The 26,395-nt window shown below is 67.1% G+C and carries 26 protein-coding genes; 18 read left to right on the top strand and 8 right to left on the bottom strand.

Annotation, left to right across the window (positions count from 1 at the left end):
• Window positions 1-11 precede the first annotated feature (11 nt).
• The 6 genes from IBX18_RS12305 to IBX18_RS12330 all read left to right on the top strand — a co-directional run bounded on the left by IBX18_RS12305 (window position 12) and on the right by IBX18_RS12330 (window position 5,724).
• On the top strand, window positions 12-1,133 hold the full coding sequence (locus tag IBX18_RS12305; RefSeq protein WP_228540893.1) for a pyridoxal phosphate-dependent aminotransferase: 1,122 nt from the start codon (window positions 12-14) through the stop codon (window positions 1,131-1,133).
• Window positions 1,134-1,258: 125 nt separating this feature from the next.
• Entirely contained in the window at window positions 1,259-1,903 is a 645-nt protein-coding gene (locus IBX18_RS12310) for a TetR/AcrR family transcriptional regulator (protein ID WP_107653948.1), read from the top strand.
• 6 nt (window positions 1,904-1,909) lie between these two features.
• On the top strand, window positions 1,910-3,331 hold the full coding sequence (gene purB, locus IBX18_RS12315; protein ID WP_147131080.1) for an adenylosuccinate lyase: 1,422 nt from the start codon (window positions 1,910-1,912) through the stop codon (window positions 3,329-3,331).
• A 64-nt stretch (window positions 3,332-3,395) separates the two neighbouring features.
• The gene (locus IBX18_RS12320) at window positions 3,396-3,932 is read left to right on the top strand and encodes a hypothetical protein (protein ID WP_194833873.1); all 537 of its coding nucleotides are present in this window, start codon (window positions 3,396-3,398) and stop codon (window positions 3,930-3,932) included.
• A 271-nt stretch (window positions 3,933-4,203) separates the two neighbouring features.
• Window positions 4,204-4,626, top strand: a complete 423-nt coding sequence (locus tag IBX18_RS12325; protein WP_194833874.1) for an HIT family protein — start codon at window positions 4,204-4,206, stop codon at window positions 4,624-4,626.
• A gap of 138 nt (window positions 4,627-4,764) precedes the next feature.
• Window positions 4,765-5,724, top strand: a complete 960-nt coding sequence (locus IBX18_RS12330; protein ID WP_194833875.1) for an alpha/beta hydrolase family protein — start codon at window positions 4,765-4,767, stop codon at window positions 5,722-5,724.
• A 49-nt stretch (window positions 5,725-5,773) separates the two neighbouring features.
• On the opposite strand, the gene IBX18_RS12335 is transcribed toward IBX18_RS12330, so the two are convergent.
• A complete protein-coding gene (locus IBX18_RS12335) occupies window positions 5,774-6,442 on the bottom strand; it encodes a response regulator transcription factor (RefSeq protein WP_194833876.1) in 669 nt (222 codons plus the stop codon).
• Window positions 6,439-7,644, bottom strand: coding sequence for a sensor histidine kinase (locus IBX18_RS12340; RefSeq protein WP_194833877.1), 1,206 nt, complete (start codon window positions 7,642-7,644; stop codon window positions 6,439-6,441). Before IBX18_RS12340 ends, IBX18_RS12335 begins: the two co-directional genes overlap by 4 nt.
• Window positions 7,645-7,810: 166 nt before the next feature.
• On the opposite strand from IBX18_RS12340, the gene IBX18_RS12345 reads away from it, so the two are divergent.
• Window positions 7,811-8,044, top strand: a complete 234-nt coding sequence (locus tag IBX18_RS12345; RefSeq protein ID WP_194833878.1) for a hypothetical protein — start codon at window positions 7,811-7,813, stop codon at window positions 8,042-8,044.
• 10 nt (window positions 8,045-8,054) lie between these two features.
• Here IBX18_RS12345 and IBX18_RS42030 read toward each other — a convergent pair whose 3' ends face one another.
• Both IBX18_RS42030 and IBX18_RS42035 read right to left on the bottom strand, forming a co-directional pair.
• The gene (locus IBX18_RS42030; protein WP_228540894.1) at window positions 8,055-8,405 is read right to left on the bottom strand and encodes an alpha/beta fold hydrolase; all 351 of its coding nucleotides are present in this window, start codon (window positions 8,403-8,405) and stop codon (window positions 8,055-8,057) included.
• Window positions 8,399-8,749 (bottom strand): alpha/beta fold hydrolase, encoded by a 351-nt coding sequence (locus IBX18_RS42035; protein ID WP_228540896.1) that lies wholly within the window; start codon window positions 8,747-8,749, stop codon window positions 8,399-8,401. Before IBX18_RS42035 ends, IBX18_RS42030 begins: the two co-directional genes overlap by 7 nt.
• 146 nt (window positions 8,750-8,895) lie before the next feature.
• Between IBX18_RS42035 and IBX18_RS12355 the strand changes: the two genes are divergently transcribed.
• Both IBX18_RS12355 and IBX18_RS12360 read left to right on the top strand, forming a co-directional pair.
• Window positions 8,896-11,076: a S9 family peptidase gene (locus IBX18_RS12355; RefSeq protein ID WP_194833879.1), complete on the top strand. Its 2,181-nt coding sequence runs from the start codon at window positions 8,896-8,898 to the stop codon at window positions 11,074-11,076.
• Window positions 11,077-11,160: 84 nt separating this feature from the next.
• Window positions 11,161-11,862, top strand: a complete 702-nt coding sequence (locus IBX18_RS12360; protein WP_194833880.1) for a DUF2334 domain-containing protein — start codon at window positions 11,161-11,163, stop codon at window positions 11,860-11,862.
• A 230-nt stretch (window positions 11,863-12,092) separates the two neighbouring features.
• Here IBX18_RS12360 and IBX18_RS12365 read toward each other — a convergent pair whose 3' ends face one another.
• Complete coding sequence (locus IBX18_RS12365) at window positions 12,093-13,490, bottom strand: glutamate decarboxylase (protein ID WP_194833881.1); 1,398 nt, start codon at window positions 13,488-13,490, stop codon at window positions 12,093-12,095.
• A gap of 247 nt (window positions 13,491-13,737) precedes the next feature.
• Here IBX18_RS12365 and IBX18_RS12370 point away from each other — a divergent pair, with 247 nt between their 5' ends.
• On the top strand, window positions 13,738-15,102 hold the full coding sequence (locus tag IBX18_RS12370) for a dipeptidase (RefSeq protein WP_194833882.1): 1,365 nt from the start codon (window positions 13,738-13,740) through the stop codon (window positions 15,100-15,102).
• A 60-nt stretch (window positions 15,103-15,162) separates the two neighbouring features.
• On the opposite strand, the gene IBX18_RS12375 is transcribed toward IBX18_RS12370, so the two are convergent.
• Window positions 15,163-15,807: an MBL fold metallo-hydrolase gene (locus IBX18_RS12375; RefSeq protein ID WP_147131056.1), complete on the bottom strand. Its 645-nt coding sequence runs from the start codon at window positions 15,805-15,807 to the stop codon at window positions 15,163-15,165.
• Between the two features lie 128 nt (window positions 15,808-15,935).
• Here IBX18_RS12375 and purS point away from each other — a divergent pair, with 128 nt between their 5' ends.
• Window positions 15,936-16,172: a phosphoribosylformylglycinamidine synthase subunit PurS gene (purS, locus tag IBX18_RS12380; protein WP_194833883.1), complete on the top strand. Its 237-nt coding sequence runs from the start codon at window positions 15,936-15,938 to the stop codon at window positions 16,170-16,172.
• Between the two features lie 73 nt (window positions 16,173-16,245).
• Window positions 16,246-16,923: a phosphoribosylformylglycinamidine synthase subunit PurQ gene (gene purQ, locus IBX18_RS12385; protein WP_107653957.1), complete on the top strand. Its 678-nt coding sequence runs from the start codon at window positions 16,246-16,248 to the stop codon at window positions 16,921-16,923.
• Window positions 16,924-16,992: 69 nt separating this feature from the next.
• Here the strand turns inward: purQ and IBX18_RS12390 are convergent, their stop codons facing one another.
• Window positions 16,993-18,069: a substrate-binding domain-containing protein gene (locus IBX18_RS12390; protein ID WP_194833884.1), complete on the bottom strand. Its 1,077-nt coding sequence runs from the start codon at window positions 18,067-18,069 to the stop codon at window positions 16,993-16,995.
• A 52-nt stretch (window positions 18,070-18,121) separates the two neighbouring features.
• On the opposite strand from IBX18_RS12390, the gene IBX18_RS12395 reads away from it, so the two are divergent.
• From IBX18_RS12395 to IBX18_RS12410, 4 genes are all read left to right on the top strand, one after another.
• A complete protein-coding gene (locus IBX18_RS12395) occupies window positions 18,122-18,553 on the top strand; it encodes a MarR family winged helix-turn-helix transcriptional regulator (protein ID WP_194833885.1) in 432 nt (143 codons plus the stop codon).
• 336 nt (window positions 18,554-18,889) lie between these two features.
• Window positions 18,890-20,065 carry a lipase family protein gene (locus IBX18_RS12400; protein ID WP_194833886.1) on the top strand — a complete coding sequence of 392 codons (1,176 nt, stop codon included), beginning with the start codon at window positions 18,890-18,892 and terminating at the stop codon, window positions 20,063-20,065.
• A 309-nt stretch (window positions 20,066-20,374) separates the two neighbouring features.
• Window positions 20,375-21,397, top strand: a complete 1,023-nt coding sequence (locus tag IBX18_RS12405) for an alpha/beta hydrolase family protein (RefSeq protein WP_194833887.1) — start codon at window positions 20,375-20,377, stop codon at window positions 21,395-21,397.
• Window positions 21,398-21,637: 240 nt separating this feature from the next.
• A complete protein-coding gene (locus tag IBX18_RS12410; RefSeq protein ID WP_194833888.1) occupies window positions 21,638-22,486 on the top strand; it encodes an SAM-dependent methyltransferase in 849 nt (282 codons plus the stop codon).
• 875 nt (window positions 22,487-23,361) lie between these two features.
• On the opposite strand, the gene IBX18_RS12415 is transcribed toward IBX18_RS12410, so the two are convergent.
• Complete coding sequence (locus IBX18_RS12415) at window positions 23,362-23,796, bottom strand: hemophore-related protein (protein ID WP_228540898.1); 435 nt, start codon at window positions 23,794-23,796, stop codon at window positions 23,362-23,364.
• 399 nt (window positions 23,797-24,195) lie between these two features.
• On the opposite strand from IBX18_RS12415, the gene IBX18_RS12420 reads away from it, so the two are divergent.
• Both IBX18_RS12420 and IBX18_RS12425 read left to right on the top strand, forming a co-directional pair.
• On the top strand, window positions 24,196-25,104 hold the full coding sequence (locus IBX18_RS12420) for an ABC transporter ATP-binding protein (protein ID WP_194833890.1): 909 nt from the start codon (window positions 24,196-24,198) through the stop codon (window positions 25,102-25,104).
• Window positions 25,101-26,321, top strand: coding sequence for an ABC transporter permease (locus tag IBX18_RS12425; RefSeq protein ID WP_194833891.1), 1,221 nt, complete (start codon window positions 25,101-25,103; stop codon window positions 26,319-26,321). The genes IBX18_RS12420 and IBX18_RS12425 overlap by 4 nt, the downstream gene beginning before the upstream one ends.
• Window positions 26,322-26,395: the final 74 nt, after the last annotated feature.

Consider the following 26,395-nt stretch of genomic DNA (forward strand, 5'->3'; position numbering starts at 1 on the left):
CTTTCTACGTGATGGATGTCTGGAAAGCTGCTGCGCAACGGGCCCGAACCCACGGAGATGTGCTCGTGCTGGCCGCCGGGCAGCCGTCGACCCCCGCGCCCGCGCCGGTGCTGCGCGCGACCAAATCCGCGATCGAAGCCGAATTGCTCGGCTACACCGAGACTTTCGGCATCCTGCCGTTGCGTGAGGTGATGGCCGCGCATCACACCGTCACCTACGGCTACGCCGTCGACCCGGACGACGTGGTGATCACGACCGGTTCGTCCGGCGCGTTCTCGCTGATCTTCCTGGCCGCTTTCGACCCGGGCGACACCGTGGTGGTGGCTCGCCCCGGCTATCCGGCCTACCGCAACACGCTCACGGCGCTCGGCTGCCGCGTGGTGGAACTGGATTGCGGTGCCGAAACCAGGTTCCAGCCGACCGTCGCCATGCTGGAGGCGCTGCCCGAACCCCCGGCGGGGCTGGTGGTCGCGAGCCCGGCCAATCCGACCGGCACCATGATCGCGCCCGCCGAACTGGCCGCGCTGGCGCGCTGGTGCGAGGCGCACGGCACGTTGCTCATCTCCGACGAGATCTACCACGGCATCACCTACGACAGCGGCGACACCGGAACCTCGTCAGCCTGGGAGACTTCGCGGGAATCGGTCGTCATCGGATCGGTGTCCAAATACTTCTCGATGACCGGCTGGCGGCTCGGCTGGATGCTCGCGCCGAGCGGCTTACGCCCCGCCTTGCAGCGGCTGGCCTCCAACCTCACCGTGTGCCCGCCCGCGATCTCGCAGTACGCGGCGCTGCACGCGTTCGGCGCCGAGGCCAAGGCCGAGCTCGACGGCCACGTGCGCCGCTACGCGATCAACCGGCGCATCCTGCTGGAGGGCTTGCCGAAAATCGGCATCACCGACCTGGCTCCGGCGGACGGCGCGTTCTACGCTTATGCCGATATCGGCCACCTCACCAGCGATGCGCGCGCGTGGTGTGCCGACGTGCTCGACCACACCGGTGTAGCGCTCGCGCCCGGTATCGACTTCGACACCGTGCACGGAAATCGGACAGTTCGCTTCTCCTTCGCCGGCGCCACGGCCGACATCGAGGAAGCCGTGGTTCGTCTAGGGCACTATCTCGGTAACAGATAGTCGTGTACAGCAACAACTTTCCGCAGTTCGGCACCGTAGCGGCGCGGATACGGTAGAACATCGATGGTTGCTTTTCCTCGCTGATTTCCCCTGGAAGAACTGATGACGACTGGCACGATGGCACGGTGATCACCGCGACGACCCCGAAAGGCGAACGGCGTCGCCAGGCTCTGGTAGCTGCTGCCGCCGAGTTGTTGCTCGAAGGTGGGTTCGAGGCGGTGCGACACCGTTCGGTCGCAACCCGCGCCGACCTTCCGCTCGCGTCGACCACCTACTACTTCGAATCGCTGGAAGATCTGATCGCGCGGGCGGTCGAGTTCAGCGGCAATGTGGAACTCGACGCGATGCGCCGCCGGGTCGGCGAGGTGAGTCACCGCCGCCGCGGCGCCGAGGCGACCGTCGATCTGGTTCTCGACCTGCTGGTCGGGGTCGACGGGCAGTGGCACGACGAGGGTGCGCGCGGGCAGTTGATCGCGCGGTACGAGCGGTCGGTGGCGTCCGCGCGGCATCCCGAGTTACGCGAGGTGCAGTTACGGCTCCGCGCGCAGCTCGACGAGTTGCTGGCCGATGTGCTGCGCCGCTCCGACCGGTTGGTGCGGCCCGAGCAACTGCGCAGACTGGTCGCGGTGGTCGACGGCGCGGTCGTCGCGGCGCTCACCGAATTGGAGCCCGAGCCGCGCCGAATGGCCCGTGGGGCGCTGCTCGAGGTGATCGACATCGTCGCACCGCCGACGCCCCAGCAAGCGGACCGTTTCCGCGCACTAGACTGACAAGACGTGAGCCTCGTCCCGAACGTCCTTGCCACCCGATACGCCAGTCCTGAACTGGTTCAGCTGTGGTCGCCCGAGCACAAAATCGTGCTCGAGCGGCGACTCTGGCTGGAGGTGCTGCGGGCCCAGTCGGAACTCGGCATCGACCTGCCCCCAGGTGTGCTCGCCGATTACGAGCGGGTGATCGACCAGGTCGATCTGGCTTCGATCGCCGAGCGTGAGCGGGTCACCCGGCACGACGTGAAGGCGCGCATCGAGGAGTTCAACGCGCTGGCCGGGCACGAACACGTGCACAAGGGCATGACCAGCCGCGACCTCACCGAAAACGTGGAGCAGCTGCAGATTCGGCTCTCGCTCGAGCATGTGCACGCGCACGGCATCGCGATCGCGGCGCGGCTCACCGAGCGGGCCGCCGAGTATCAGACGCTGGTGATGGCGGGTCGCTCGCACAATGTCGCCGCGCAGGCCACCACGCTCGGCAAGCGGTTCGCCTCGGCCGCCGACGAGTTGCTGATCGCGCTCAGCCGGGTGCGTGAGCTGATCGACCGGTATCCGCTGCGCGGCATCAAAGGTCCGATGGGCACGGCTCAGGACATGCTCGATCTGCTCGGTGGTGATCCGGCCAAGTTGTCGAAGCTGGAGCAGCAGGTCGCCAGGCATCTCGGGTTCGCGACCGTGCTCACCAGCGTGGGCCAGGTGTACCCGCGCTCGCTCGACCACGACGTGCTGTCCGCGCTGGTCCAGGTCGGTGCGGGTCCGTCGTCGTTCGCACACACCATCCGGCTGATGGCCGGGCACGAGCTGGTCACCGAGGGCTTCCAGCCCGGCCAGGTGGGCAGTTCGGCGATGCCGCACAAGATGAACACCCGCTCGTGTGAGCGCGTCAACGGGCTCCAGGTGGTGCTGCGCGGTTACGCGTCGATGGCCGCCGAACTGGCCGGCGCGCAGTGGAACGAGGGTGACGTCTTCTGCTCGGTGGTGCGCCGCGTCGCGCTGCCGGACGCCTTCTTCGCCATCGACGGCATGATGGAAACCTTCCTCACCGTGCTCGCCGAATTCGGCGCCTACCCCGCCGTCATCGCCCGCGAACTCGACCGCTACCTGCCGTTCCTCGCGACCACCCGCATCCTGATGGCCGCCGTGCGCGTCGGCGTCGGCCGCGAAACCGCCCACGAGGTCATCAAGGAACACGCGGTAGCCGTGGCCCTCGCCATGCGCGAGCAGGGCCGCGAACCCGACCTCCTCGACCGCCTCGCCGCCGACCCCCGCCTCCCCCTCGACCGCACCGCCCTCGACGCCGCCCTGGCCGACAAGTCCGCCTTCATCGGCGCCGCCGAAGCCCAGGTCTCCGACGTCATCGCCGCCGTCCAGAAACTGGTCGACCAGCACCCCGCAGCCGCCAACTACACCCCTTCTCCAATCCTCTAGCGGGAGCGGTGTTTTCGCCGCGAATTCGCTAGCAGGTGTCATAGCCGACCGGTATCGTCCCTCGGTGGCCATTCACGCGTTCGTGGACGAATCGATTCGTCGGGACAGGTACATCCTCTGTGCTGCCCCCATTCCGGCCGACCGGCTGGTCGCCGCACGTGCCCTTGTCCGCGGTCTCTGCCTGCCCGGTCAACGGCGGTGGCACTTCGCCAAGGAGCCGGACTCGCGACGTCGGCACATTCTCACCGCGATGGCGCGATGTGAGCGGGTGCAGGTCGCGGTCTTCGTCGGGCGAGGGATCGAGATGCACGCTCGCGCGGACTGCATGGCTCGACTGGTGACATACCTGGTGGATTTGCAGGCTGCTCGGCTGGTGATCGAGTCGCGGGAAGGCTTGGACCACCGTGATCGGCACTGCATCGCCGCTGTGCTCCGCAAAGCATCGGTCGATTTGCCGTATGTCCATCTCCCACCGCATACCGAGCCGGGGCTGTGGTGGCCCGATGCGGTGGCATGGGCCGTCGGCGCGGGTGGGAAGTGGGAGGCGATGGTTGCGCCGTTGGTGCGGGCGGTCTTCGATGAGGTGGCTGCCCGCAAATAGCGCGAAACCCGACCGCTCACCGTCCGGAGAGGAGCCGGGTCCACTTCTCCCAGCTAGTGCCGGGAGCTGGCTCAATGCTACTGCATCCGGTGCTCGGCGGCTACGCAATTGTGTAGCCGCCCGCGCAATCCGACTTCCCACCGTCCGGTGACGAGCCGGGTCCACTTCTCCCAGCTAGTGCCAGGAGCTGCTGCAAGTATGGGCCTCGCTGTTCGGTCGGGGTAGTGAATTTGTCGCGGGCCGGGTTGGGGTGGGGCGTTAGGGTTTCGGGGTGAATCCGTACACGATTTTTGGGGACATCATTGCTGGGCGGGCGGCGGCCAGCCGGGTGTATGAGGACGATGATGTGTTGGCGTTCATGGATATTCGGCCGATGACGCCGGGGCATGTGCTGGTGGTGCCGAAGGTGGTGGCGCGGAGTCTGGCGGAGTTGGATCCGGTGGTCGGGGGGAAGTTGTTTCAGGTGGGGCAGCGGGTGGCGGCGGCATTGCGCGCCAGCGAGGTGGGGTGTGATGGGGTGAATTTCTTTCTGGCGGACGGGGTGACGGCGGGGCAGGAGGTGTTTCATGTGCATCTGCATGTGATCCCGCGGACGCCGGGGGACGGGTTCGGGTTGCGCGGGCGGCCGACCAGTCCGCGGCGGGCCGATCTGGATTATCTGGCGGGGTCGATTCGCGGTGCGCTGAGCCGCTGAGCGGTGCACCCGGAGTGCCCGGGCAGGCATTCGATCCGATGATTGCTGCATGAACGCCAGCACGCGCCGTCTCTTCCCCGATAACCTGCGGTGAGCTACCTTTAAAAGCCGTTGGGATGCGGTGATGGAGGTGTGAGCATGCGTCGAACACCAGTTGCTGTGGCAGTGCTGACCTTGGCTCTAGCGGTACTCGGCCCAGCCGCCGTCGGGCCTGCTACGGCCTCGGCCGCGCAGATCGAGCGGGTGGACAACCTGAGCCCGACGCGCGCCGCGGTGTTCATCAACTCGCCCGCGATGGGTCGCACGGTGCAGGTGCAGGTGCTGCACCCGGCGGGCGGCGGCCCACGCCCCGCCTATTACCTGCTGGACGGCCTCGATCCGGGCCTCACCCAGAGCACCTGGACCAACGCCACCGACGCGGAGCGATTCTTCGCAGACTCGAACGTCAACGTGGTCCTCCCGGTCGGCGGCCAGGCCAGCTACTACACCGACTGGGCCGCCGACGATCCCCAATTCGGCCGCTACCAGTGGGAGACGTTCCTGACCGAGGAACTGCCACCGCTGATCGACGGCTGGTTCAACGGCAACGGCGTGAACGCGATCGGTGGACTGTCCATGGGCGGCAACGCGGCCTTCATCCTGGCCGCCCGCAAGCCGTGGCTGTATCGCGCCGTCGCGGGTTACAGCGCCTGCCCCGACACCGGCCTGGCGACGGGCGGGGTGATGTTCTCGATCGCGAACCGCGGCGGCAACCCGCTCAATATGTGGGGCGCCCCCGGCAGCCCGGCCTGGGCCGAACACGATCCGGCGCTGCTGGCAGAACGCTTGCGCGGCAAGACGATCTACCTGTCCAGCGGCTCCGGCATCCCCGGTCAGCACGAGCTGGAGATCAAACCCCAACTGGCCGAGAACATCTTCCTCGGCGGCCCGGTCGAGGTCGGCATCAACACCTGCGTGGTCGCGTTCGAGCAGCGGCTGCGCGGTCTCGACATCCCCGCCCGAATCGACTACAGCGCCACCGGAACTCACTCCTGGTCCTACTGGCAGGACACGCTGCACGCGTCCTGGCCCACCATCGCACCGGCGATCGGAGCTTGACGCGGCGATCCATCCCCCGGAGGCATCCGGCCGGACTTCGCGACAGGCCCTAGTCGCGCCCGCCCGCATTGAGCACGACAATCGCGATCTGCACCCGATTTTCGGCACCGAGCTTGGCGAGCAACCTGCTGGTGTACGACTTCACGGTCGCCACGCTCAGCCGCAACTCTTTGGCGATATCGGAGTTCGACAGACCACGACCGATCGCCTCGGCGACGTCGCGTTCCCGCTCGGTCAGCGAGTCGAGCGCCTCGCGGGCCTGTCGGCGTGCCGTCTCCTCGGCGCTCGGTCCGGCGGTGGCGACCGAGATCAGTTGCGCGGTAACGCTCGGCGACAGCATCGGCCGACCCGCCGCGACCTGTTTGACCGCAGCCACGATCTCAGCAGGCGGCGTGTCCTTCAGCAGAAACCCGTGCGCCCCGATCCGCAACGCCCGCAACACCATGTCGTCGGCATCGAAGGTGGTCAGCACGACCACCCGCGGTGGGTCGGCCAGGCGCAGCAGTTCGCGGGTGGCGTCGAGCCCGTCCCGCACCGGCATCCGGATATCCATCAGCACGAGGTCGGGTGACTGCGCACGGACCAGGGCGACCGCCTGTGCACCGTCGGCGGCCTCGCCGACCAGTTCCAATTCCGGATCGCCGCCGAGGATCAGCGTCAGCGCCGAGCGAGCCAGCGGCTCGTCGTCGACAACGACCACCCGGATGCGTGCACTCACCGGTCGCTCGTCGCGACAGCCGCGGGCCACGGCAGCACCGCCCGCAGATGAAAGCCGCCGGCCGCATCATGGCCGTAATCCAAGGTGCCGCCGACCAATTCGGCCCGCTCGGCCAGTCCGAGCAGACCGTAGCCGGACGAGGGCAGCGCGAAGCCGGGATGCAGTGGCGCGGAGTTGCCGACATCGACGGTCAAGTCCTGACCGGGCCCGCCGTCGATGCGCACCCGAACCGACGCGCCGGGGGAGTGCTTGCGCGCGTTGGTCAGTCCCTCCTGGGCGATGCGATACGCGGTGCGCGCACTGGTCGCCGGGAGGTCGGCCGTGGTGGTGTCGATGATCGACACGTCCATGCCCGCCGAGCGCGCCTCGTCGACCAGGCGGGTGAGATCGGCGAGCGTCGGCTGCGGCGGTTCCGGGGTGCCGGTGCGCGCGTCGTCGCTGGTGCGCAGCACGCCGAGCACTTCGCGCAATTCCTGCAACGCGAGATGGGCGTTCTCGGCAATGGTTTTCGCGGTAGCGGTCGTCTGCTCTTTGGTCAGATCGGTGCGGAAGCCGAGCGCACCAGCGTGCATCGCCACCACCGAAATGCGGTGTGCCAGCACATCATGCATCTCGCGGGCGATGCGGTGGCGTTCGAGTAGCCGCGCCTCGGCGGCTCGTGCGTGCTGTTCGCGTTCGGCAGTCTCCGCACGAGAGCGCAACGACCACACCAGATCTCGCCGTGCGCCGACCGCGAAGCCGACCGCGACAATGGCCGCGACACCAGCCGTGAGCACCGACGGCCCATACCAATCCGGCTGCACGTCAGGCTTTTTCGGGTAGATCAAGCTGTTGGTGAGCAAGCCGGTGCCGATGCAGACGATGGACAGCGCGATCGTCTCGGGGTAGCGCCGCCGGGTGGCCAGTGAACACAGCACCAGTGCCGCCGCGCCATTGGAACTCACCGAGGCGGTCGACAGCACCAGCACGATCGCCGCGATGGACACCGGATACCTGCGCCGCAAAAAAGTGAGCAGCAGACACACCACGCCGAGCAGCGGATCGCCGATCTGGAACCAGGTGAGCAGCGCCCCTTCGAGTGGCGCCGTCTCCGTCCTGGTCCCGGACCATGCCAACAAACCGATGGCCACGACCGCCGCCGTCCGCCAGGCGTGCGACCAGAACCGCAACGGCGGCGCTGACGACGGGGGTGCGGTGGACATGCCGTGACTGTAGGTGGCGGCCGAACACCCGCGCATCGCCCTGCAGGGCGAATTCGGATCGACCAAAGGATGAATCACCCGTCGACCGCCGACCGATGTGCGATGACCGACGCCGCCACCACCATGAGACGCGCACTGCCAGCCAACCTAGAAAACGGAGAACATGATGGGCAAGAACGCATGGGTCGGACTGCAGATCGCCGGCATCGTGGTGATGGTCGCGTCCGCCCAAGCCGTGATCCGCCTCGTGATCGACCACAGCAAATCCCAGGTATGGGGCCTGCTCGACTGGGTTCCCGGCGGCTGGGGCGGTCAACTCGCAGTCCTCGTCGTCCTCGCCGCGGGCGGCGCCCTGCTCGCCGACCGCGCGAACCGCAAGGTGAAACTGCTCGAAGCCTGACGCCGCAGGATCAGGCGCGCATCCGCTCCAGCAGGGTGGTCAGCACCGCTTCGGCATGCGTCCACAGCAGCGCGCCGCCCGCGTCGGGCACGAGGTGGCGGCGCGCGCCGGGGATTCGAGTGGTCAGGAAGGCGCCCTTGTCGGGCGAGTGGCCGGTGTCCAGCGCGCCGTACCAAATGTCGACAGGCACCGCGATCCGGTCGAGCCGCAACGGCCACCTGCGCATGGCGAGCACGGTGTCGCGGGCATACCCGCCCGCGCCCGGCGCGAACGCCTCGGCCAGGGCCCGGCGATAGGCCGCAGCGAACGTCGGATGCCGGTACACGGCGACGTCGGACGGCGCGCTCGTTTCGATCACCATGTCCCACATGCCTGCTGCGGTGCGCCCTGCGAATTCCCCACCACCGCGGGGCGACCCAACTGCCGCGCCGCGGTGAAGCCGCGCATGTCCTCGGCGAAATCGTGCAACGTCCGCCCCGGCGCCGGCGTCGAGACCCCGAGCCCGGGACGGTCGACCGAGATGAGACGAACCCCGAGCGGTGCGAGCAGATCGGTGCCGAACCCGAGCCAGCGGCTCGTCGCCGCACCCGGGCACAGCAGCACCGGCACGCCGTCGGGCGGTCCCCACTCCGACCAGCCGAGCGACCGCCCATCGGGCAGCCTGGTCGTACCGAGCCGAATTGGTGCATCGACGGATACGTTCATGGCCCCATCATGATCATTTCGATGATCTGGGCGCACCGGATTTTCGGGGCGCACCGAGCGGCAGGACAGCGCGGCGACCGGCTCGAGCAGCGGTGTTGCCGGGTCCTGCCGGGACGGGCGAGGGTCGCGCCGCTACGGTGGAGCGCATGGCTCTCGACAGCGGTACCGGAACGATCTCAGACCTCGACGGGGCGGCGCCGCCGATCGCCAAGACGGTGCCCACCGAACGCGTGCATCACGGCGATGTGTTCATCGACGAGTACGAGTGGCTGCGGGACAAGGAGAACCCGGAGGTCATCGCGCACCTCGAGGCGGAGAACGCCTACACCGAGGCGCAGACCGCGCACCTGGCGCAGCTGCGGGACTCGATCTTCGACGAGATCAAGGGGCGCACTCAGGAGACGGACCTGTCCGTGCCGACCAGGATGGGCGACTACTGGTACTACTCGCGCAGCTTCGAGGGCAAGCAGTACGGCGTGCACTGCCGGTGCCCGATCGCGGCCGACGCCGAGGGCATCGATGCCTGGACCCCGCCGCAACTGGAGGCGGGCACCGAGGTGCCGGGCGAAGAGGTGCTGCTGGACAGCAATGTGGTCGCCGAAGGCCACGACTTCTTCGCACTCGGCGCGTTCTCGCTCAGCCACGACGGCAACCTGCTGGCCTACTCGGTGGACACCGTCGGCGACGAGCGCTACGTGCTGCGCTTCAAGGACCTGCGCACCGGCGAGATGCTGCCCGACGCGATCGCTGAGACGGCGCCCGGCGCGACCTGGTCGCTGGACGGCACGCACGTCTTCTACCAAACCGTCGACGAGTCCTGGCGTCCCGACACCGTGTGGCGGCACCGCCTCGGCAGCCCGACCGCCGCCGATGTGAAGGTGTTCCACGAGCCCGACGAGCGCTACTGGGTGAGCATCACCTCGACCCGCTCGGAGAAGTACCTGATGATCTGGGTCGGCTCCAAGATCACCACCGAGGGCTGGGTGCTCGAATCCGACGACCCCGAGGGCGAATTCCGGGTCATCCTGCCGCGCCGCGAGGGCGTCGAGTACTCCGCCGAGCACGCGATGGTCGGTGGCGAGGACCGCTTCCTGATCCTGCACAACGACGTGGTCGACGGGGTGAAGGCGGAGAACTTCGTGCTCGCCGACGCCCCGGTCGCCGACCCGGCGAACCTGCGGCTGCTCATCGAGCACCGGGACGACGTGCGGCTCGAGGATATCGACGCCTACGCCGATCACCTGGTGCTGAGCTACCGGCGCGAGGCGCTGACCCGGGTCGCGGTCTGGCCGCTGACCGAGAGCGGGTACGGCGAGCGGCGTGAGCTCGAGTTCGACCTGGAACTGTTCGCGGTGGGCGCGGGCGCGAACCCGGAGTGGGCGCAGCCGACCCTGCGCATCGGACTGACCTCGTTCATCACGCCGGTGCAGGTGTTCGACTACGTCCCGGCCACCGGCGATCTGCTGCTGCGCAAGGAGCAGCCGGTGCTGGGCGGCTACGACGCGAACGACTATGAGCAGCACCGGGATTGGGCCGTCGCCGAGGACGGCACCCGGATCCCGATCTCACTGGTGTGGAAGAAGGGCCTGCCGGTGGATGCACCGAAGCCCTTGCTGCTCTACGGATACGGCTCCTACGAGGCGAGCATGGATCCGTCCTTCTCTGTCTCGCGACTGTCGCTGCTGGATCGCGGCATGGTGTTCGCGGTCGCGCACGTGCGCGGCGGCGGCGAGATGGGCCGGCTCTGGTACGAGCACGGCAAGACCCTCACCAAGAAGAACACCTTCACCGACTTCGTCGCGTGCGCACGGCATTTGATCGACACCGGCGTCACCGCGGCGGACCGGATGATCGCCGACGGTGGCAGCGCGGGCGGGCTGCTGATGGGCGCGGTGGCGAACCTGGCACCGGAGCTGTTCACCGGCATCCTGGCCAACGTCCCGTTCGTCGACCCGCTCACCTCCATCCTCGACCCGTCGCTGCCGCTGACCGTCATCGAATGGGACGAGTGGGGTAACCCGTTGGCGGACAAGGACGTCTACGACTACATGAAGTCCTACGCCCCGTACGAGAACGTCGAGGCCAAGGACTACCCCGCCATCCTGGCCATCACCAGCCTCAACGACACCCGCGTGCTCTACGTCGAGCCGGCCAAGTGGGTCGCGAAGCTGCGCGCCACCAAGACCGGCGACGCACCGCTGCTGCTCAAGACGGAGATGAGTGCGGGTCACGGCGGGGTGAGCGGGCGCTACGAGAAGTGGAAGGAAGTCGCCTTCGAGTACGCCTGGGTGCTGGACCGGGTCGGTTCGGCCGGCGCGAAGGCCTGATCGAAGAGAACGTGTGTCAGGGAGTTCGTCGCACGGCCATCCGGCCTGCACGTTCAGTACATCTGCCCCTGGCACCGTAGGTTCATGAACGCTGAGCTGATCGTCTCGATTTCCGGAATCAGGGACACCACTCGGGACGCGGCGATCGAGTTCGCCGCCGAGATGGATCAGCGCGGGGTGCCACTCTCGCTGCTGGTGGCGCCCCGATTGAAGGGCAAATACAAGCTGGTCGAGGACCCCGCGACGCAGGCGTGGCTGCGCGGTCGCCGGGCGCGCGGCGACGCGATCGTGCTGCACGGCTACGACCAGGCGGCGACCAAGCGCCGCCGGGCCGAGTTCGCCACGCTGCCCCGGCACGAGGCGCGGCTGCGGCTCACCGCCGCGGACCGGGTGATGGAGCGGGTGGAACTGCGCACCCGCCTCTTTGCCGCGCCCCGCTGGGATGCCTCCGCGGGCGCCATCGAGGCACTACCCGAGGTCGGCTTCCGGGTCGCGCTCGGGCTCACCTCGATCCTGGACCTGGAACACAATGTGGCGCAGAAGGTTCGGGTGTACGGCATCGGCGAGGGTTTCCGCGCCGAACCGTGGTGGTGCCGGGCCATGGTGATGGGTGCTTCGCGGATCGCGCGCCGCGGCGGCCTACTGCGCCTTGCGGTTTCGGCCGCCCAGCTGGAGCGGTCCGGGCCGCGCCAGGCCATGCTCGACGCAGTCGACCTCGCCCTGTTCCACGGCGCCGTCGGCGCGGTCTACCGCTGGGAGCCGCCCGCCATCGCGCGTGCGGCCTGAAAGATGTTGCGGCGTGGTGTGGTCGGGCACCGCGGCGTAGCGATCGGGCGCGACGGTGCCGTAGTGATCGGCACCGCGCGCGTGGCCGATCGGCGCCGCCGCTCGCGTATGGCGTGAAGCGGGCGGCGGCGCTCCGCATCGCGCGCTCCCACGTCGCGGGCACGGCACCGGGAGCAGTGATATCGAGGGCCTGCGATGCGGCACGTCGACAACGTCGCGCACATGCACGATCAGGCGGGCTCGATCTGCTCGTCGGGCACCACCGCCGTCGCGCTGTGCGTGAAACCACCCGCTTCCTGCCGGGTGAGCGAGGTCGAAAACGGATGCCGCGCCAGCTGTTTCAGGCATCGGTCGAAGTCGGCGACCAGCAGATCGGCCATGTCGACGGTAAAACCGTGCCGGATAACCGCCCGCATGATCGTCTCGTGGTCCCGGTCCGCGGGCAGCGGATAGGCGGCGATCAGCCAGCCCCTGCTGCGCAACCGATCGGACAGGTCGTACAGGTTGAACCCGGGATCCCCGCTGGAGCGCCACGCCACGGCGGTAATGCCACGGTGTGGATCACCGTCGTGGATCATCTCGAAGACCCCGAGGTCGCGCAGCCCCGCGGCCAGATGCCGGGCGGCGCGGTAGATGGCCGACTGCACGCGGGCGTATCCGGTCCGGCCGAGCCGGATGAACTCGTAGTACTGCGCGATCGCCTGCCCACCGGGCCGGGAGAAATTGAGATTGAACGTGCCGACACTGCCGCCGAGATAGTCCACCTCGAAGATCAGCTCGGCGGGCAGATCCGCAGCCTCGCGCCAGATCGCCCAGCCGACACCGAGCGGCGCGAGCCCCGTCTTGTGACCGGAGGCGTTGATCGATTTCACCCGCGGCAACCGGAAGTCCCACACCAGGTCCGGCGCGGTGAACGGCGCGAGGAAGCCGCCGCTGGCCGCGTCCACATGGATCGGGATGTCCAAACCGCTCACCTCTTGCAGCCGGTCCAGCGCGCGGCTGATCCCGGCGACGTCCTCGAACAGCCCGGTGAAGGTCTGCCCGAAGGTCGGCACCACCATGATGGTTCGCTCGTCGCAGTAGGCGGCCACGTCGTCCGGGTGCATGGTCAGGCGGTCCCCGCGCAGCGGAATGCGGCGGATCTCGACATCGAAATACCGCGCGAACTTCTCCCAACAGACCTGAACTGGGCCGCACACGAAATTGGGTGTGCCGGTGCCGCCGCGCTGCCGCCAGCGGAACTTGGCCGCCAGCCCGCCGAGCATCGCGGCCTCGCTGGACCCGGTGGTGGAGGTGCCGTGCGTGCCGGCCGGGTCGGGGCAGTGCCACAGGTCGGCGATCATCCGGACGCAGCGGCGCTCGAGCTCCGCGGTCTGCGGGTATTCGTCCTTGTCGACGATGTTCTTGTCCAGCGACTCGGCCATCAGCCTGCGCGCCTGGTCGTCCACCCAGGTGCTGCAGAAGGTCGCCAGGTTCATCCGGGAGACGCCGTCGAGCATGAGTTCGTCGTGCACGATTTCGTAGGCGACCTCGGCGAACAGCTCGTGCTGCGGGAAGCCGGCCTTGGGGGCGACCCGGCTCATGCCGGGTAGGGCGAACAGGTCGTCGGAGTCTGCGCGGTAGGGCATCGGAGGGCCTCCGGAGTGTCGGCGGGCTGGTACCGAACTGCAGTCACTCACCACCCTCACACATGGCCGGCCCGGCGGCCGCTGTCGGCGCCGGTAAGTCGGACGACACGGACTGCTCGGTCGACTACCTTCAACCTTCGAGCTGAGCGGTTCGTGTCACAGTGCGCAAGCGGCGCTGCTGCCGGACCGTTTCCGTATCCGGGTGCGCGACAAGAGCGCGACGACACGAAGAAGTGAGGCGCTGGCCATGACCGACGATTCCCGCACCGCCGAGCTGCGCAGCAAGGTGGCCGCGCTCATGCCGCAGGCGAAAACCGATCTGACGCAACTTGTTTCGTTCAAGTCGGTGGCGGATCCGCGCCAGTTTCCGCCGGAGGAGTGTGAGCGGGCCGCGCAGTGGGTGGCCGACGCGTTCGCCGCGGCGGGGCTGACCAGGGTGGGGTTGCACGAGACCCCTGACGGCAGCAAGGCCGTCATCGCCGCCCGGCCCGGGCCGCCCGGCGCGCCGACGGTGCTGCTGTACTGCCACTACGACGTGCAACCGCCGCTGGACCCCGCGGCCTGGCGCACGCCGGTCTGGGAGCTGACCGAGAAGAACGGCCGCTGGTACGGCCGCGGCGCCGCGGACTGCAAGGGCAACATCGTCATGCACCTCACGGCGTTGCGCGCGCTGGGACCCGACCTGCCGCTCGGCGTCATGATGGTCGCCGAGGGGTCCGAGGAGCAGGGCACCGGCGGGCTGGAGCGATTCGTCGAGGCAAACCCGGATCTGTTGCGCGCCGACACGATTCTGATCGGCGACTGTGGCAACTTCGCGGCAGGCGTGCCGACGCTGACCGAAACGTTGCGCGGCGGCGTGAGCGTCATCGTCACCGTCCGAACCATGGCGGGCCCTTTGCATTCCGGCATGTTCGGCGGTGCCGCCCCGGACGCGCTCGCCGCGCTGATCCACCTGCTCGCCTCGCTGCGCGACGCGCACGGCAACACCACGGTCGCCGGACTGCAGAACGATCAGCGCTGGTCCGGCGTGCAGTACGGCGAGGACCAGTTCCGCACCGACGCCGGTGTGCTGCGCGGCGTGGAGCTGATCGGTGACGGCTCCGTCTCCGACATGCTGTGGGCGCGACCGGCTTTGACGGTGCTCGGGATCGATGTCCCGCCGGTGGTCGGTTCGACCGCCGCCATCCAGCCCTCGGCGCGTGCCCGGCTCAGTCTGCGCATCCCGCCGGGCACCGACCCGGAGGAGACGCGCAAGGCACTCTTCGCGCACCTCGAGGCGAACACGCCGTGGAACGCCGAACTCACCATCGAGTTGGACGGCATCGGCGCACCGTTCCGGTCCGGCAACGGCGGGCCGGCCCGCGAGGCGATGGAGGCGGCGCTGGCCGCCTCGTACGGCCGTGCCGCCACCACGCAGGGGCAGGGTGGCTCGATTCCGCTGTGCAACGTCTTCGCCGACACCTACCCCGAGGCCGAGATCATGCTGCTCGGGGTCGAGGAACCGAAGTGCCTGATCCACGCCCCCAATGAGAGCGTGGACCCGTCCGAGATCGAGCACATGGCACTGGCCGAGGCGCTGTTCCTGCTGAACTACGCCGACCGAGCCGGCTAGCAACGGCCGCCACCTGTCGTCCCGGCGACTGCCGGGATGACAGGTGGCGCACCGGAAGTGCTAGAACTCGCGCTGGTCTTCCGGCTCCACCACGGTGAATTCCGTTCCGGCAGGACCCATCTCGGACAGCCTGCCGAAGTAGATGCCCTGTGCCTCCGGCGCGATGATGCCGTAGTGGATGGGCAGCGCGGTGCGCGGCGCGACGGCCCGCAGGTAGTCCACCGCCTCGCTGAGCTTCATCCACGGCGCGGCCGCCGGGACCGCGAGCACGCCGACCGGGACCGGCGGCACCCACAGCGAGTCGCCGGGGTGCACCAGCTGCGCCGGATCGTCCGGGGTGCCCAGCTGGAACACGGTGTTGTCGACGACCGGGATCTCCGGGTGGATCACCGCGTGCCTGCCGCCACCGCCGGTGATCCGCAGGTCGCCGAGGGTGAGCACGTTGCCCGCGTGCACCGCCTCCCACCGCTCGCCGCGCTGCTGCGCGGTCTGCGGATCGGCCAGCAACCGGGCGCCGGGATTGGCGTCGACCAGGGCCTCGATCCGGTTCGGATCGATGTGGTCGGGGTGCTGGTGGGTGATCGCGATGGCGTCCAGACCGGTGAGCCCTTCGAAACCGTGCGAGAAAGTGCCGGGGTCGAACAGCACCTTCTTGCCGTGTAGCTCGACGAGCAGGCAGGAGTGGCCGAAGTGAGCTATGCGCATCCCGCCATGCTATTGCCGGACCGCAGCCGCGGCACCCGGCGAATTTGGCCGACCCCGAGGATGCCGCGGTCGACCAGCACAACTACGCTGCTCAGGTAACCCCCCCACCACCACATGAGGAGCAACGCGTGGCACGAGTCGTGGTCGAGGTGATGCCGAAGGCCGAGATCCTGGACCCCCAGGGACAGGCCATCGTCGGTGCGCTCCCGCGCCTGGGATTCGAGGGCATCTCGGATGTACGGCAGGGCAAGCGATTCGAACTCGATGTCGACGACACCGTCGGTGACGCCGAGCTCGAGCAGATCGCGGAGTCGCTGCTGTGCAACACCGTGATCGAGGAGTGGAAGGTCACTCGCCTGTCATGAGCGAGCGCAGCGAGCCATTGAATACAGCTGCCGTCGCGGGCATGCCGGAGCCGAGCGTCAGCGAGGCGGAGGCATGACTGCGCGCATCGGAGTCATCACCTTTCCGGGCACGCTCGATGATGTCGACGCGGCCAGGGCGGTGCGCCTGGCGGGCGCCGAGGCGGTCAGCCTGTGGCACGCCGACGCCGACCTGAAGCAGGTCGACGCGGTGGTCGTGCCGGGCGGTTTCTCCTACGGTGACTACCTGCGCGCGGGCGCCATCGCCCGGTTCGCGCCGGTGATGGGCGAGGTCGTGCGCGCCGCCAAGGCAGGCCTGCCGGTGCTCGGCATCTGCAACGGCTTCCAGGTGCTGTGCGAAGCGGGCCTGCTGCCCGGCGCGCTGACCCGCAACGAGGGGCTGCACTTCATCTGCCGCGACGAGTGGTTGCGGGTGGAATCGGCGTCCACCGTGTGGACCTCGCGCTACGAGGCCGGCGCGCAGATCCTGATCCCGCTGAAGTCCGGCGAGGGGCGTTTCCAGGCCGCTCCCGCCGTGCTCGACGAGCTGGAGGGCGAGGGCCGGGTGGTCTTCCGCTACGCGGGCGACAACCCGAACGGTTCGCAGCGCGGCATCGCGGGCATCGCCTCGGCCGACGGTCGCATCGTCGGCCTGATGCCGCACCCTGAGCACGCGACCGAAGCACTGACCGGCCCGAGCGACGACGGCCTCGGCCTGTTCCTCTCGGTGCTGGACACCCTGGTCTCGGCGTAACACCCAGAGCCGCATACTTTTCGAGCCCCACGCACTCCGCGAGTGTGTGGGGCTCGAAAGCTGTGCGGCTCAGGTGATTCTGGCGACGATGTCGAATTCGACGCCGTTCGCACGGGCGATATAGCCGTGCTGGATGGCCTGGTTGCCCTGGAACGCGCGCAGCCCGCCAGGGGTTTCCAGCAGCACACCGTGGTCGATGGCGCCGAGCACGTCGGGCACCCGCAGTGAACCCACCGCGTGCGCGAGCCCGGCCAGGGTGTGGATGGCCTCATAGGTCATGTTGCTGAAACTGGTGAGCGCCGGTGCGAACTCACCGTGCAACTTGCGGTAGCGGCCGACCCGCTCCCGTCCGTCCGCGGTGCGCTCGTCGATGAAGAAACTGGACGCGGCATAGAAGTTCTGGTTGGCGCCCGGGCCGCCGGCCAGCAACACGTTCTCATCCGCCGCGGGGCTGATCCGCAGCTGGGTCGCCGCGCGTCCGGTCGCGGCGAACTGCCGGTTGAACCGGGACACGTCCGCGCCCACCATCAGGATCACCACGCCGTCGGCCCGATCAAGCGCCGGATGGCCCAGGAAGTCGCCGAAGTCGGGCGCACCGAGCGGCACGAAGCGCTCCAGCACGATGGCGCCGGGGTCGGTCAGGCTGTTGCGGATCGCCTTGGCCGACTCACGCGGCCAGATGTAGTCGTTGCCGATGATGGCCCAGCGGCGCACGCCGTGCTCGCGCTCGAGCCACTGCAGCGCGGGCAGTGTCTGCCCCGCCGGGTGCTCGCCGAGCATCAACACCCCGGGCAACTCGTCCGGCAGTCCCTCGTGCCCGGTGGCGAATAAATAGGGCACCCGGCTGGCCGTCGCGCGGGCCACCACGCGGCGCACCGCGGAGGTGTGCCAGCCGGTGATCGCGTCCACCATGCCGGTCGCCAGCAGTGCGGAAACTTCGCTGGCCACCTCGTGCGGCGCCCGCCCGCCATCGATATTCGTAGTACGAATTTCCCGGCCGAGAATTCCTGTGCCCCGGTTGATTTCGTCGACGGCAAGGGAAATCGCCGCATCGCAGGAGGGTGCCACGATCCCGCCCGGTCCCTGCATGGGGACTATGTTCAGGATCTCGATAGTGCCCTCTGGGCTCTCGCCGAACGCTGACATTCGGTACTCTTCTTCTCGTTCGAGCGAAATTCATGGCAGGCAGGAAATAACAATGACGACCATTGTAAGCGGATATTCGACGCTGCATGGTGCGCTGCGTGCCGCAGAACGCGGTTGGCTGCGTCACTTGGACGCCGCACTGTGTGCCAGGCAGCTCACGGCCGATCAGTGGTCGATGTTGTCGAATCTCTCCAGTGAGACCGGCATCACCATGAGCGAGCTTGCGGCCAGGTCACAGCTGGCGCCGTCCTCGGCGACCCGGCATGCGGACTACCTGGCCGAGCGCGGTCTGATCTTCCGGCTGGCGGCCCAGGACGACCGCAGGCGGATCCTGATCGGGCTGAGCCGACTCGGTGCGGAGCTGGTCGCGTCGGTGCGGGCCGAGGAGTCGCGGGCCGAGCAAGAACTGCGGTCGCGAATGGGTGCGCGGCGCTATGCCGAGCTCATGCGTTTATTGGAACTTGTTTCCGCGAACCCCGAGTAGGACTAATTCGTCCGACGATTTCCGCGCGGTCTGATCCGTCCTCGGACGCACGCGCGGTCATCCGCGCGCGGCCGTCTTTGTGCCGTGCCGAATGGAATTAATGTGGCCGCTCGTCATAGCAAAATTTGAAGTAGCGGCAATCCTGAAGTTTGCCTGCCGTGGACACCTACCGGCATCCGGGTAACTGCTCGCCTGCCGAGGTTGCGATCCTCTTGCTCGACACGCCGCGCGGCGAGCGTCGGCGACTTCTGCCGCGTATTACCGTTTCACTCGGACCAAGATCTCGATCTGCACCATCGCGTACGTTCTCTCCGCCGAAACGGAAAGTGGTGTCCGATGCGGTTGTTCGGTTCATGGCAACGCGGGGCCCTGGCTGCCGCTGTGTCGGCCTGTTTCGCCGCCGGGGTGGTCTCGGTACCCGCACACGCGGCGAGCGCGGGAACGGTCATCTCCGTGCTGCCCCAGCCCGAGGGTTGGCGCAACGTCAGCAATGGCTCGGTCGTCGAATACTGGATGACCGGTTCGGACGGCACCCCGAAACCCGCCAGCGGTGCGGTCCTCATTCCGCCCGGTCCGGCCCCGGCCGGCGGCTGGCCGATTCTCGCCTTCGCCCACGGCAGCTTCGGCCTGGGGCCGGGCTGCGGCGCCCAGTCCGATCCGGCCCGCGGTCCCTGGCCCGAGTTGCGCGTCGCCGAGGACAAATTCGTGGCGAGCTTCCTGTCCAAAGGATTCGCCGTGGTCGCGCCGGACTATCTCGGGCTCGGCCGGTTCGACACCGGCCCGCACCCGTACCTCGAACTGAAGACCGAGGCCACCGCGACCATCGGCCTGATCAAGGCGGCCAGGTCGCACTTCACCGAACTGTCGCGCACCTGGGTGGTCCTCGGTGGTTCGCAGGGCGGGCATGCCGCACTGGGGACCGCGCACCTGCACCGGACCTACGCGCCGGAGCTCGACTTCCGCGGCGCGATCGCGATCGACCCCGCCTCCGACGCGGAGAGCCTGCTGCCGATGGCCGGACCGTGGGGCCCCGACCTGCCCAGTGAAGTCGGCCAGGCCCTCACCGTTTTCGTCGCCAGCGTGCTCGCCGGACTGCGCACCGCGCGGCCGGACGCGAATATGGACAGCTACCTGACCCCGCGCGGCCGGGAGGTGCTCGATACCGTCGGCCGGCTGTGCCAGGACCGGATGGTCGAGGGGATCGGCGATGTCGGAATCAGTCAGCTGCTGTCGAAACCGTTGACCAACAAGCACTTCCAGAGTGTGCTCGCCGACTACCTCGGTGTGCCGACCAGTGGCTACGATGCGCCGATCCTGTTGCTGATCAACGCGACCGACATCTCGGTACCCTCGCCGCTGCACGCGGCATTGGCAGCCCGATTCACCGTGAATCGAGTGGACTATAAGATGGTGGTCGGTACGGGCCGACACCTCCAGATCAATCGGGAGATGCACGCGGCCATCGATGCCTTTCTTGCTCGGATCCAACCCGTTACGACGGGTCAGAACTAGCGTTTCCAGACGGTGGTGCGAGATCTGCTGCGCACCGCCGAGTTTCTTTGCGACAACCCTGTGTATGCAAACGAGATGTCGGCCGAACGCGCGGTGCCGGGTGCGCGCTGAATCGGCGAAACCTGTAGAAACAGAAGGGTTCCGGTAATGCATGGTCAGTGCGACAAGAAGGTGTGTCGTTGCTTCGATAAGCAACCGCGATGGTCGATGCTGGTGCCCATGAAATCGACTTTCCCAGGCGTAGAAAGGCGTCGGTCCCGGTGCGCCTTCGTGGCCGGTACCGCAGTAGCAGGACTGCTTGTCGGTGTTATGACCGGATTCGGCGCGGTGTCGGCTTCAGCGGATCCGAGCGTCGCCGGGATTCCGACCGGCGCGGTATCCCCGGATGGCTCGCGTATTACCGGTGTCGAAAAAATCGATGATCACAGCATCCGGCTGCAGGTGCACTCCACGGCGATGGACAAGACATTTCCGGTCGATGTCGTCCGGCCGGCGGATACCTCCCTGCCGCGGCCGGTGCTCTATCTGCTGAACGGCGCCGACGGCGGCGAAGGCCTGGCCTCGTGGCAGGCGCAGACCGACATTCCGAAGTTCATGGCGGACAAGAATGCCAACCTGGTGATCCCGGTGGGCGGCCCGTTCAGCTATTACGCGGACTGGATCAAGGATGATCCGGCACTCGGTCGCAACAAGTGGAAGACCTATTTGACCGAAGAGCTGCCGCCGCTGATCGACGCGGCGCTGGGCACCAATGGTGTCAATGCCATCGCGGGAATCTCCACCGCGGGTACCACCGTGCTCACGATGCCGATGGCGAAGCCCGGTCTCTACAAGGCCGTGGCCGCTTACAGTGGCTGCGCGCAGACCAGCGACAAACTCGGCACGGCATTTGTCAAATCCGTGGTCGGCATGGGCGGCGGCGACGTGGAGAACATGTGGGGCCCGCCCGGCTCACCCGAATGGCTGGAAAACGATGCCTACATCAACGCCGAGAAGTTGCGCGGGCTCGATCTGTATCTGTCGTCGGGCGACGGCAGCCCGGGCAAATACGACACGGTCGACGGGCGGGCCGAACAGCTCGGTGGCGGCCGGACCCAAATCGATGGGGACGACAATCAGCTGGGTGTCGAGACGCTGATCAATCAGATCGCGGTCGGCGGCGCGATCGAGGCCGTCACCAACTTCTGTACGCGCAATATGCAGCAGCGGCTGGAGTCGCTCGGAATTCCGGCGACCTTCCGCTACGCCTCGGGTACGCATTCGTGGGGTTACTGGCAGGACGAGTTCAAGCACTCCTGGCCGTTCCTTTCCCGCGGGATGGGTCTGTCGTAGTACCGACGCTCGAGTGAGTTGAATTCGAGGAAGTTCACAGCGGGGCCGAGGGCTGTCATCCGATAGCCGTCGGCCCCGTTCGGTATTCACCCGGCAGTACCGTTGATATTTGTCGACCGACCTGCCCGAAATGTGCGACTCGTCGTACTTCGAAGCGGAGTTACAACTCGCCGCTATTCGCCCGGTAGGACACGCCGCGCAGCTCGTGGACCGGCGGTATCGGCCGTATATCCTGCCTGCATGGTATCTACAGAGACCCTGATCAACGATGTTTCGGACACGGCGCGATGGGCAGCTGCATATCGGGCCATTGAATCTTCCCGAAAAGACGCACTAATCTGTGATCCATTCGCCGATCGCATGGCAGGAACCAGTGGCTACGAGATCATCCAGGCGGCGCCGAAGAAAGTGCGCAGCGGGCTGGGTGTCGTCGTTCGGACCAAAATTATCGATGACCTGATTCACGATTCGCTGGCGCATGGTTGCACCAGGGTGCTGAATCTCGCGGCGGGCCTCGACACGCGCCCGTACCGCCTCGACCTGCCTGCCGAGCTGACCTGGATCGAAGCCGATCTGCCGCGGTTGGTCACCGAGAAAACGCAGTTGCTGGCCGATGAAACACCCAAGTGCCGGTTGGAACGGCATCAAGTGGACCTGTCGGAGGCGGCGACCCTGCGTTCGTTCCTGGAGTCCGCGGTGGTGGACCCGGCCAAGACCCTGGTCATCACCGAGGGGCTCATCCAGTACCTGGAGGACGAGCAGGTCAGCGAGCTGGCGAGCGCACTGCGCGCCGCGAACATCCAGTGGTGGATCGTGGATGTCATGAATACGACGATGCAGAACGGCATGGAGAAGTCGTACGGCACCATGTTCGAGAACGCGCCGTTCCGCTTCGCGTCCGACGATCCGATCGCCTATCTGGAAGAACGCGGCTGGACGGCAACGGATCTGGAATCGGTGTTCACGCACGCGCGCCGGGCCGGTCGTCTTCCGCTGAAGATGCGCTTGCTTTCTTCGCTGATGGAATCGGACCCGCGCAATACCGGCGGTCGGCCGTGGGCTGGTGTCCTGCGCATGTCTCCGGCGTGAGATAGCAGTGCTGTTTCGAAAACCATAAAATGCGGGGCCGAGCGTCTGCAGTCGCTCGGCCCCGCATTTAGGTTTGGCTCAGAGATGGTTTAGAGCAGGCCCAGCGCCGACACGGCGAGTGCGATGACGCCGGCGAGGCCGATGCCCAGGGGAACGGTCACGGACAGCAGCATGAGTGTGCTCCTTCTCGGTTCAGGTGAGTGGTCGACCCGGTGATTCTCGATGGGGTTCGACAAGACTCGGGAATTAGAGTGGACCTAGCTTTTCTGGATCCACTGTGCTCAATGGGTCGAGATTCTCAGATCAAGCCCAGAGCGGCGACCACCAGGCCGACAGCAGCAGCGACACCGAGGCCCAGCGGGACGGTAACAGACAACAGCATGGATAACTCCTTCATTGGCAGATGAGTGTTGGTCTGACGCGCGAGATTCTGATTCCGACTCGAACAGATCTCGGAAAATCGGCAGCAGGACCGGAGCGCCTTCCGGAAGGGCTCGGCCCTGCCTTCTCAATTAGCTGCTTTTGCTCAGAGCAGCCCGAGAGCGGCCACAACCAGGCCGAGAGCAGCAGCGACACCGAGACCGAGCGGGACGGTAACAGACAACAGCACGAGTTACTCCTTCGTTGGACGGTTTATTGGGGTGTAGCAGAAGAGATCATGCCAAGTGTGGCGTTGTTAATGCTGAACTGCCCCGGCGTGTCGGAAAGTTCGCGCCGACCTATCTACCTGGACCAATGGCCTATAGCAGCTTTTTTCGCGCTGTGTGTCCGAATGAATAATCCGAACAAAAGGTCTGAAATATTCGCGTTCGAGCGGCGTCGGTCTGCAGAAGTGGTCGTCGATCCGACCGGGGGTCAGCTGTCGGCGCTATGCCTCAGTAACGGTCGCAGGAGGCCGTGACTTTGCGGATTGCCGCACGCGCGTCGGCGTTCGCATCGGCACTCGCATCGGTGGTGGTGGTGTTGTTCGCGTGCATTGCCGTCATCTGGCCGAAGCTCTTGTTGAACATCTCGAATGCCGCTTGCCGCTGGGAAACCGGCTGCGAGAGTGTGGTTTGCAGAACGACCTTCTGGATCGGGTCGGCGTCGAACTTGGCCGCGACAGCGGGTTCCATGTCGCGCATAGCCGCATCGAACTGGCTGAACGAGCATTTCGTCGTCATCAGGGGCGCCAAGTCGGTGGCCAGATCGGCGGACGCGGCTCCTGATCCGAACAATGCAGTGGCGGCGGAGAATCCGCTGAAGGCCAGTGCGGCGATCGTGTATCGGGCTTTGCGCATCGTCATGTAGTCACCCTTCGTAGAGTTCATCTGACTGTCGGGTCGGTGACCCGGCCGTGATGGTACTCAACAAAGTCGGTGGTATGAGCGGGCAACGCGCGCATCGCGGCCGAAAGTTCTTGCGCCATGCGCGAACCGAAGGCGTCACCGTGACGAAAGAATGGTAGATCGGGGAAACGGCCGATTGTCGTATCCATGGACCGGCCGGGCGCAGTCGTAATTAATCGGAAGAGCGTGCGGTATAAGCGGATGTGCTGTGCCGTCACGAGAAAACCGGCCTATTCGGTGTGTTATGCGGCGGGGCAGGTTGTTTCCTGGCATGGTGGCGCCGTGCCGCTAGCGGCGTCCGCCTGCGGAACGGTGCGGCGAATCGAGCCGCCTCGTGGACGCGAAGACGATCGTGCGACGAGTGGAAGGTGCGAATTCTACATGTTGGAAATTTCGAGCTTGGTCAAGCGCTACGGGGACGTTGTCGCGTTGTCCGACATGACGTTCGACGTGCGGCCCGGTGAGTTGTTCGGGTTCGTCGGATCCAATGGTGCGGGGAAGACGACAACAATGCGGATCATCATGGGCGTGATGGCCGCCGACGCGGGTGAAGTCCGATGGAACGGCAGGCCGGTGGATCTGGCGACGCGGCGGCGCATCGGCTACATGCCGGAAGAGCGGGGCCTGTATCCGCGGATGAAGGTGGGCGCGCAGCTGCAGTACTTCGCTCGGCTGCACGGGCTTTCGGATTTCGAGGCGTCCACCGCCGCGCAGCTGTGGATGTTGCGCCTCGGGATCGAGCAGCGCGCCGAGGACGACGTGCTGAAGCTCAGTCTCGGCAATCAGCAGCGGGTGCAGTTGGCGACCGCGCTGGTGCACAATCCCGACGTCCTGGTGCTGGACGAGCCGTTCTCCGGGCTGGATCCCGTTGCGGTCGAGGTGATGAGCTCGGTATTGCGCGAACGCAGCGCGGAGAAGGGCAGCCCGGTGCTGTTCTCCTCGCACCAGCTCGATCTGGTCGAACGACTGTGTGACCGTGTCGGAATCGTCCGGAACGGGACCATGGTGGCCTGTGGGACAGTTGATGAATTGCGCGGTCGCGCACCGGCGTTGGTCGCGATCGACGCGCCGGGCCTGGACGACGACTGGATCACCCGAATGCCGGGGGTGTCGGTGCGCGGGCGCGAGGCGTCCCGGTGGATCCTGCGCCTGGAGGACCACGTCGACGACCATCTGGTGCTGACCACCGCGCTGGCCGCCGGGCCGGTGCGCGAATTCGGCCGGGTGCAGCCCACTTTGACCGATTTGTTCCGGGATGCGACCGTCGACTCGGCCGAGGTGGCGGCATGAGTGAGCGGATGAGTGACCCGAAGCTGTCTCCGACACAAGCGATTCGCATCGTCGCGGGCCGCGAGATCAACGTGCGGGTGCGGTCGAAAGCCTTCGTCGCGATCACCGCGATCCTCGTGCTCGCCGTCGCGGGCACGGTGCTGCTGTTCCACTTCATCGATCGGGGCACCACCGCCGCCGTGGAAAAGGTTGGCCTGACCGCGGATATGGCTCAGTTCCAGCCGTTGCTGGTCGCCGCGGGCGCGGCGGCCGGTCAGTCGATCGAGACCACCGTGCTCGACCGGACCACCGGTGAAGAGCAGATCCGCGCGGACGATCTCGCGGCCTTGCTGGTCGGCGCCGCGGACGGACAGCTGCAGGTGGTGGTGAAATCGGCCCTGCCGGATGGGCTGCGCACGGCGTTCGGCCTGGTGGCCAGGCAGGCCGCGCTGCATCAGGAAATCAGTTGGCTCGGCGGCGATCCGGCCGCCGTGGAGAGCGCGATCGCCGCTGCGAAGATCGCGGTGCAGCCGCTGCAGCCGGCCGACGCTCATCGTGGCGCGCGCATCGGCATGGCGGCGGTGATCGGCGTGCTCACCTACGTGATGCTGCTGATCAGTATCCAGCTGACCGGGCAGGGGGTCGTCGAGGAGAAGGCCAATCGCATTGTCGAGCTGCTCCTTGCGACGATCCGGCCGTGGGAGCTGTTGGCGGGCAAGGTGATCGGCATCGGCATCGTGACGATCATCCAGGTGGCCCTGATCGCCGCGGTGGGGATGGCCACCGCCTTCGCCACCGGGGTGCTGGAGCTGTCGACGGCGATGGTCGGCAGCGTGGTCGGCTGGGCGGTGGTGTGGTACCTGCTCGGCTACTTCCTCTATGCCCTTGTTGTCGCGGCGGCCGCGTCGCTGGTGTCGCGGCAGGAGGATCTCGCGTCGGTGGCGGTGCCGGTGTCGGTGGTGTTGATCGCGGCGTATCTGATCGGGCAGTCCATCGTGCCCGCCGATCCGCACGGGACTTCCGCGACGGTGTTGTCGATGATCCCGCTGTTGTCGCCGGTGGTGATGCCCATGCGGGCGGCCTACGACGTGCCCGGTTGGCAGATGACGGGCGCGCTGGTGGCCATGGTGCTGACCATCGCGCTGGTGGCTCGGTTGGCAGGCCGGATCTACGGCAACGCGGTCCTGCTCACCGGCAGCCGGGTGTCGCTGCGTACCGCGCTCCGCGCGCACGCATAGTGAAACGACAATGACACGCGACTGGACCGGATAGTCCGTTTTGTGGCTGGTGTGACTAATAGCATCGGGCGACA

The sequence above is a fragment of the Nocardia sp. XZ_19_369 genome (assembly GCF_015355715.1).
GTDB lineage: Bacteria > Actinomycetota > Actinomycetes > Mycobacteriales > Mycobacteriaceae > Nocardia.

Bases quoted from the DNA above. Each gene is read 5' to 3' on its own strand.
- IBX18_RS12375 (WP_147131056.1), bottom strand. From the start codon at position 15,807: ATGCGCATAGCTCACTTCGGCCACTCCTGCCTGCTCGTCGAGCTACAC.
- IBX18_RS12370 (WP_194833882.1), top strand. From the start codon at position 13,738: ATGACCGACGATTCCCGCACCGCCGAGCTGCGCAGCAAGGTGGCCGCG.
- IBX18_RS12390 (WP_194833884.1), bottom strand. From the start codon at position 18,069: ATGTCAGCGTTCGGCGAGAGCCCAGAGGGCACTATCGAGATCCTGAAC.
- IBX18_RS12425 (WP_194833891.1), top strand. From the start codon at position 25,101: ATGAGTGAGCGGATGAGTGACCCGAAGCTGTCTCCGACACAAGCGATT.
- IBX18_RS12395 (WP_194833885.1), top strand. From the start codon at position 18,122: ATGACGACCATTGTAAGCGGATATTCGACGCTGCATGGTGCGCTGCGT.
- IBX18_RS42035 (WP_228540896.1), bottom strand. From the start codon at position 8,749: ATGAACGTATCCGTCGATGCACCAATTCGGCTCGGTACGACCAGGCTG.
- IBX18_RS12345 (WP_194833878.1), top strand. From the start codon at position 7,811: ATGGGCAAGAACGCATGGGTCGGACTGCAGATCGCCGGCATCGTGGTG.
- IBX18_RS42030 (WP_228540894.1), bottom strand. From the start codon at position 8,405: ATGGTGATCGAAACGAGCGCGCCGTCCGACGTCGCCGTGTACCGGCAT.
- IBX18_RS12360 (WP_194833880.1), top strand. From the start codon at position 11,161: ATGAACGCTGAGCTGATCGTCTCGATTTCCGGAATCAGGGACACCACT.
- IBX18_RS12420 (WP_194833890.1), top strand. From the start codon at position 24,196: ATGTTGGAAATTTCGAGCTTGGTCAAGCGCTACGGGGACGTTGTCGCG.
- IBX18_RS12355 (WP_194833879.1), top strand. From the start codon at position 8,896: ATGGCTCTCGACAGCGGTACCGGAACGATCTCAGACCTCGACGGGGCG.
- IBX18_RS12410 (WP_194833888.1), top strand. From the start codon at position 21,638: ATGGTATCTACAGAGACCCTGATCAACGATGTTTCGGACACGGCGCGA.
- IBX18_RS12415 (WP_228540898.1), bottom strand. From the start codon at position 23,796: ATGAACTCTACGAAGGGTGACTACATGACGATGCGCAAAGCCCGATAC.
- IBX18_RS12305 (WP_228540893.1), top strand. From the start codon at position 12: ATGGATGTCTGGAAAGCTGCTGCGCAACGGGCCCGAACCCACGGAGAT.
- IBX18_RS12405 (WP_194833887.1), top strand. From the start codon at position 20,375: ATGACCGGATTCGGCGCGGTGTCGGCTTCAGCGGATCCGAGCGTCGCC.
- IBX18_RS12330 (WP_194833875.1), top strand. From the start codon at position 4,765: ATGCGTCGAACACCAGTTGCTGTGGCAGTGCTGACCTTGGCTCTAGCG.
- IBX18_RS12340 (WP_194833877.1), bottom strand. From the start codon at position 7,644: ATGTCCACCGCACCCCCGTCGTCAGCGCCGCCGTTGCGGTTCTGGTCG.
- purQ (WP_107653957.1), top strand. From the start codon at position 16,246: ATGACTGCGCGCATCGGAGTCATCACCTTTCCGGGCACGCTCGATGAT.
- IBX18_RS12400 (WP_194833886.1), top strand. From the start codon at position 18,890: ATGCGGTTGTTCGGTTCATGGCAACGCGGGGCCCTGGCTGCCGCTGTG.
- IBX18_RS12365 (WP_194833881.1), bottom strand. From the start codon at position 13,490: ATGCCCTACCGCGCAGACTCCGACGACCTGTTCGCCCTACCCGGCATG.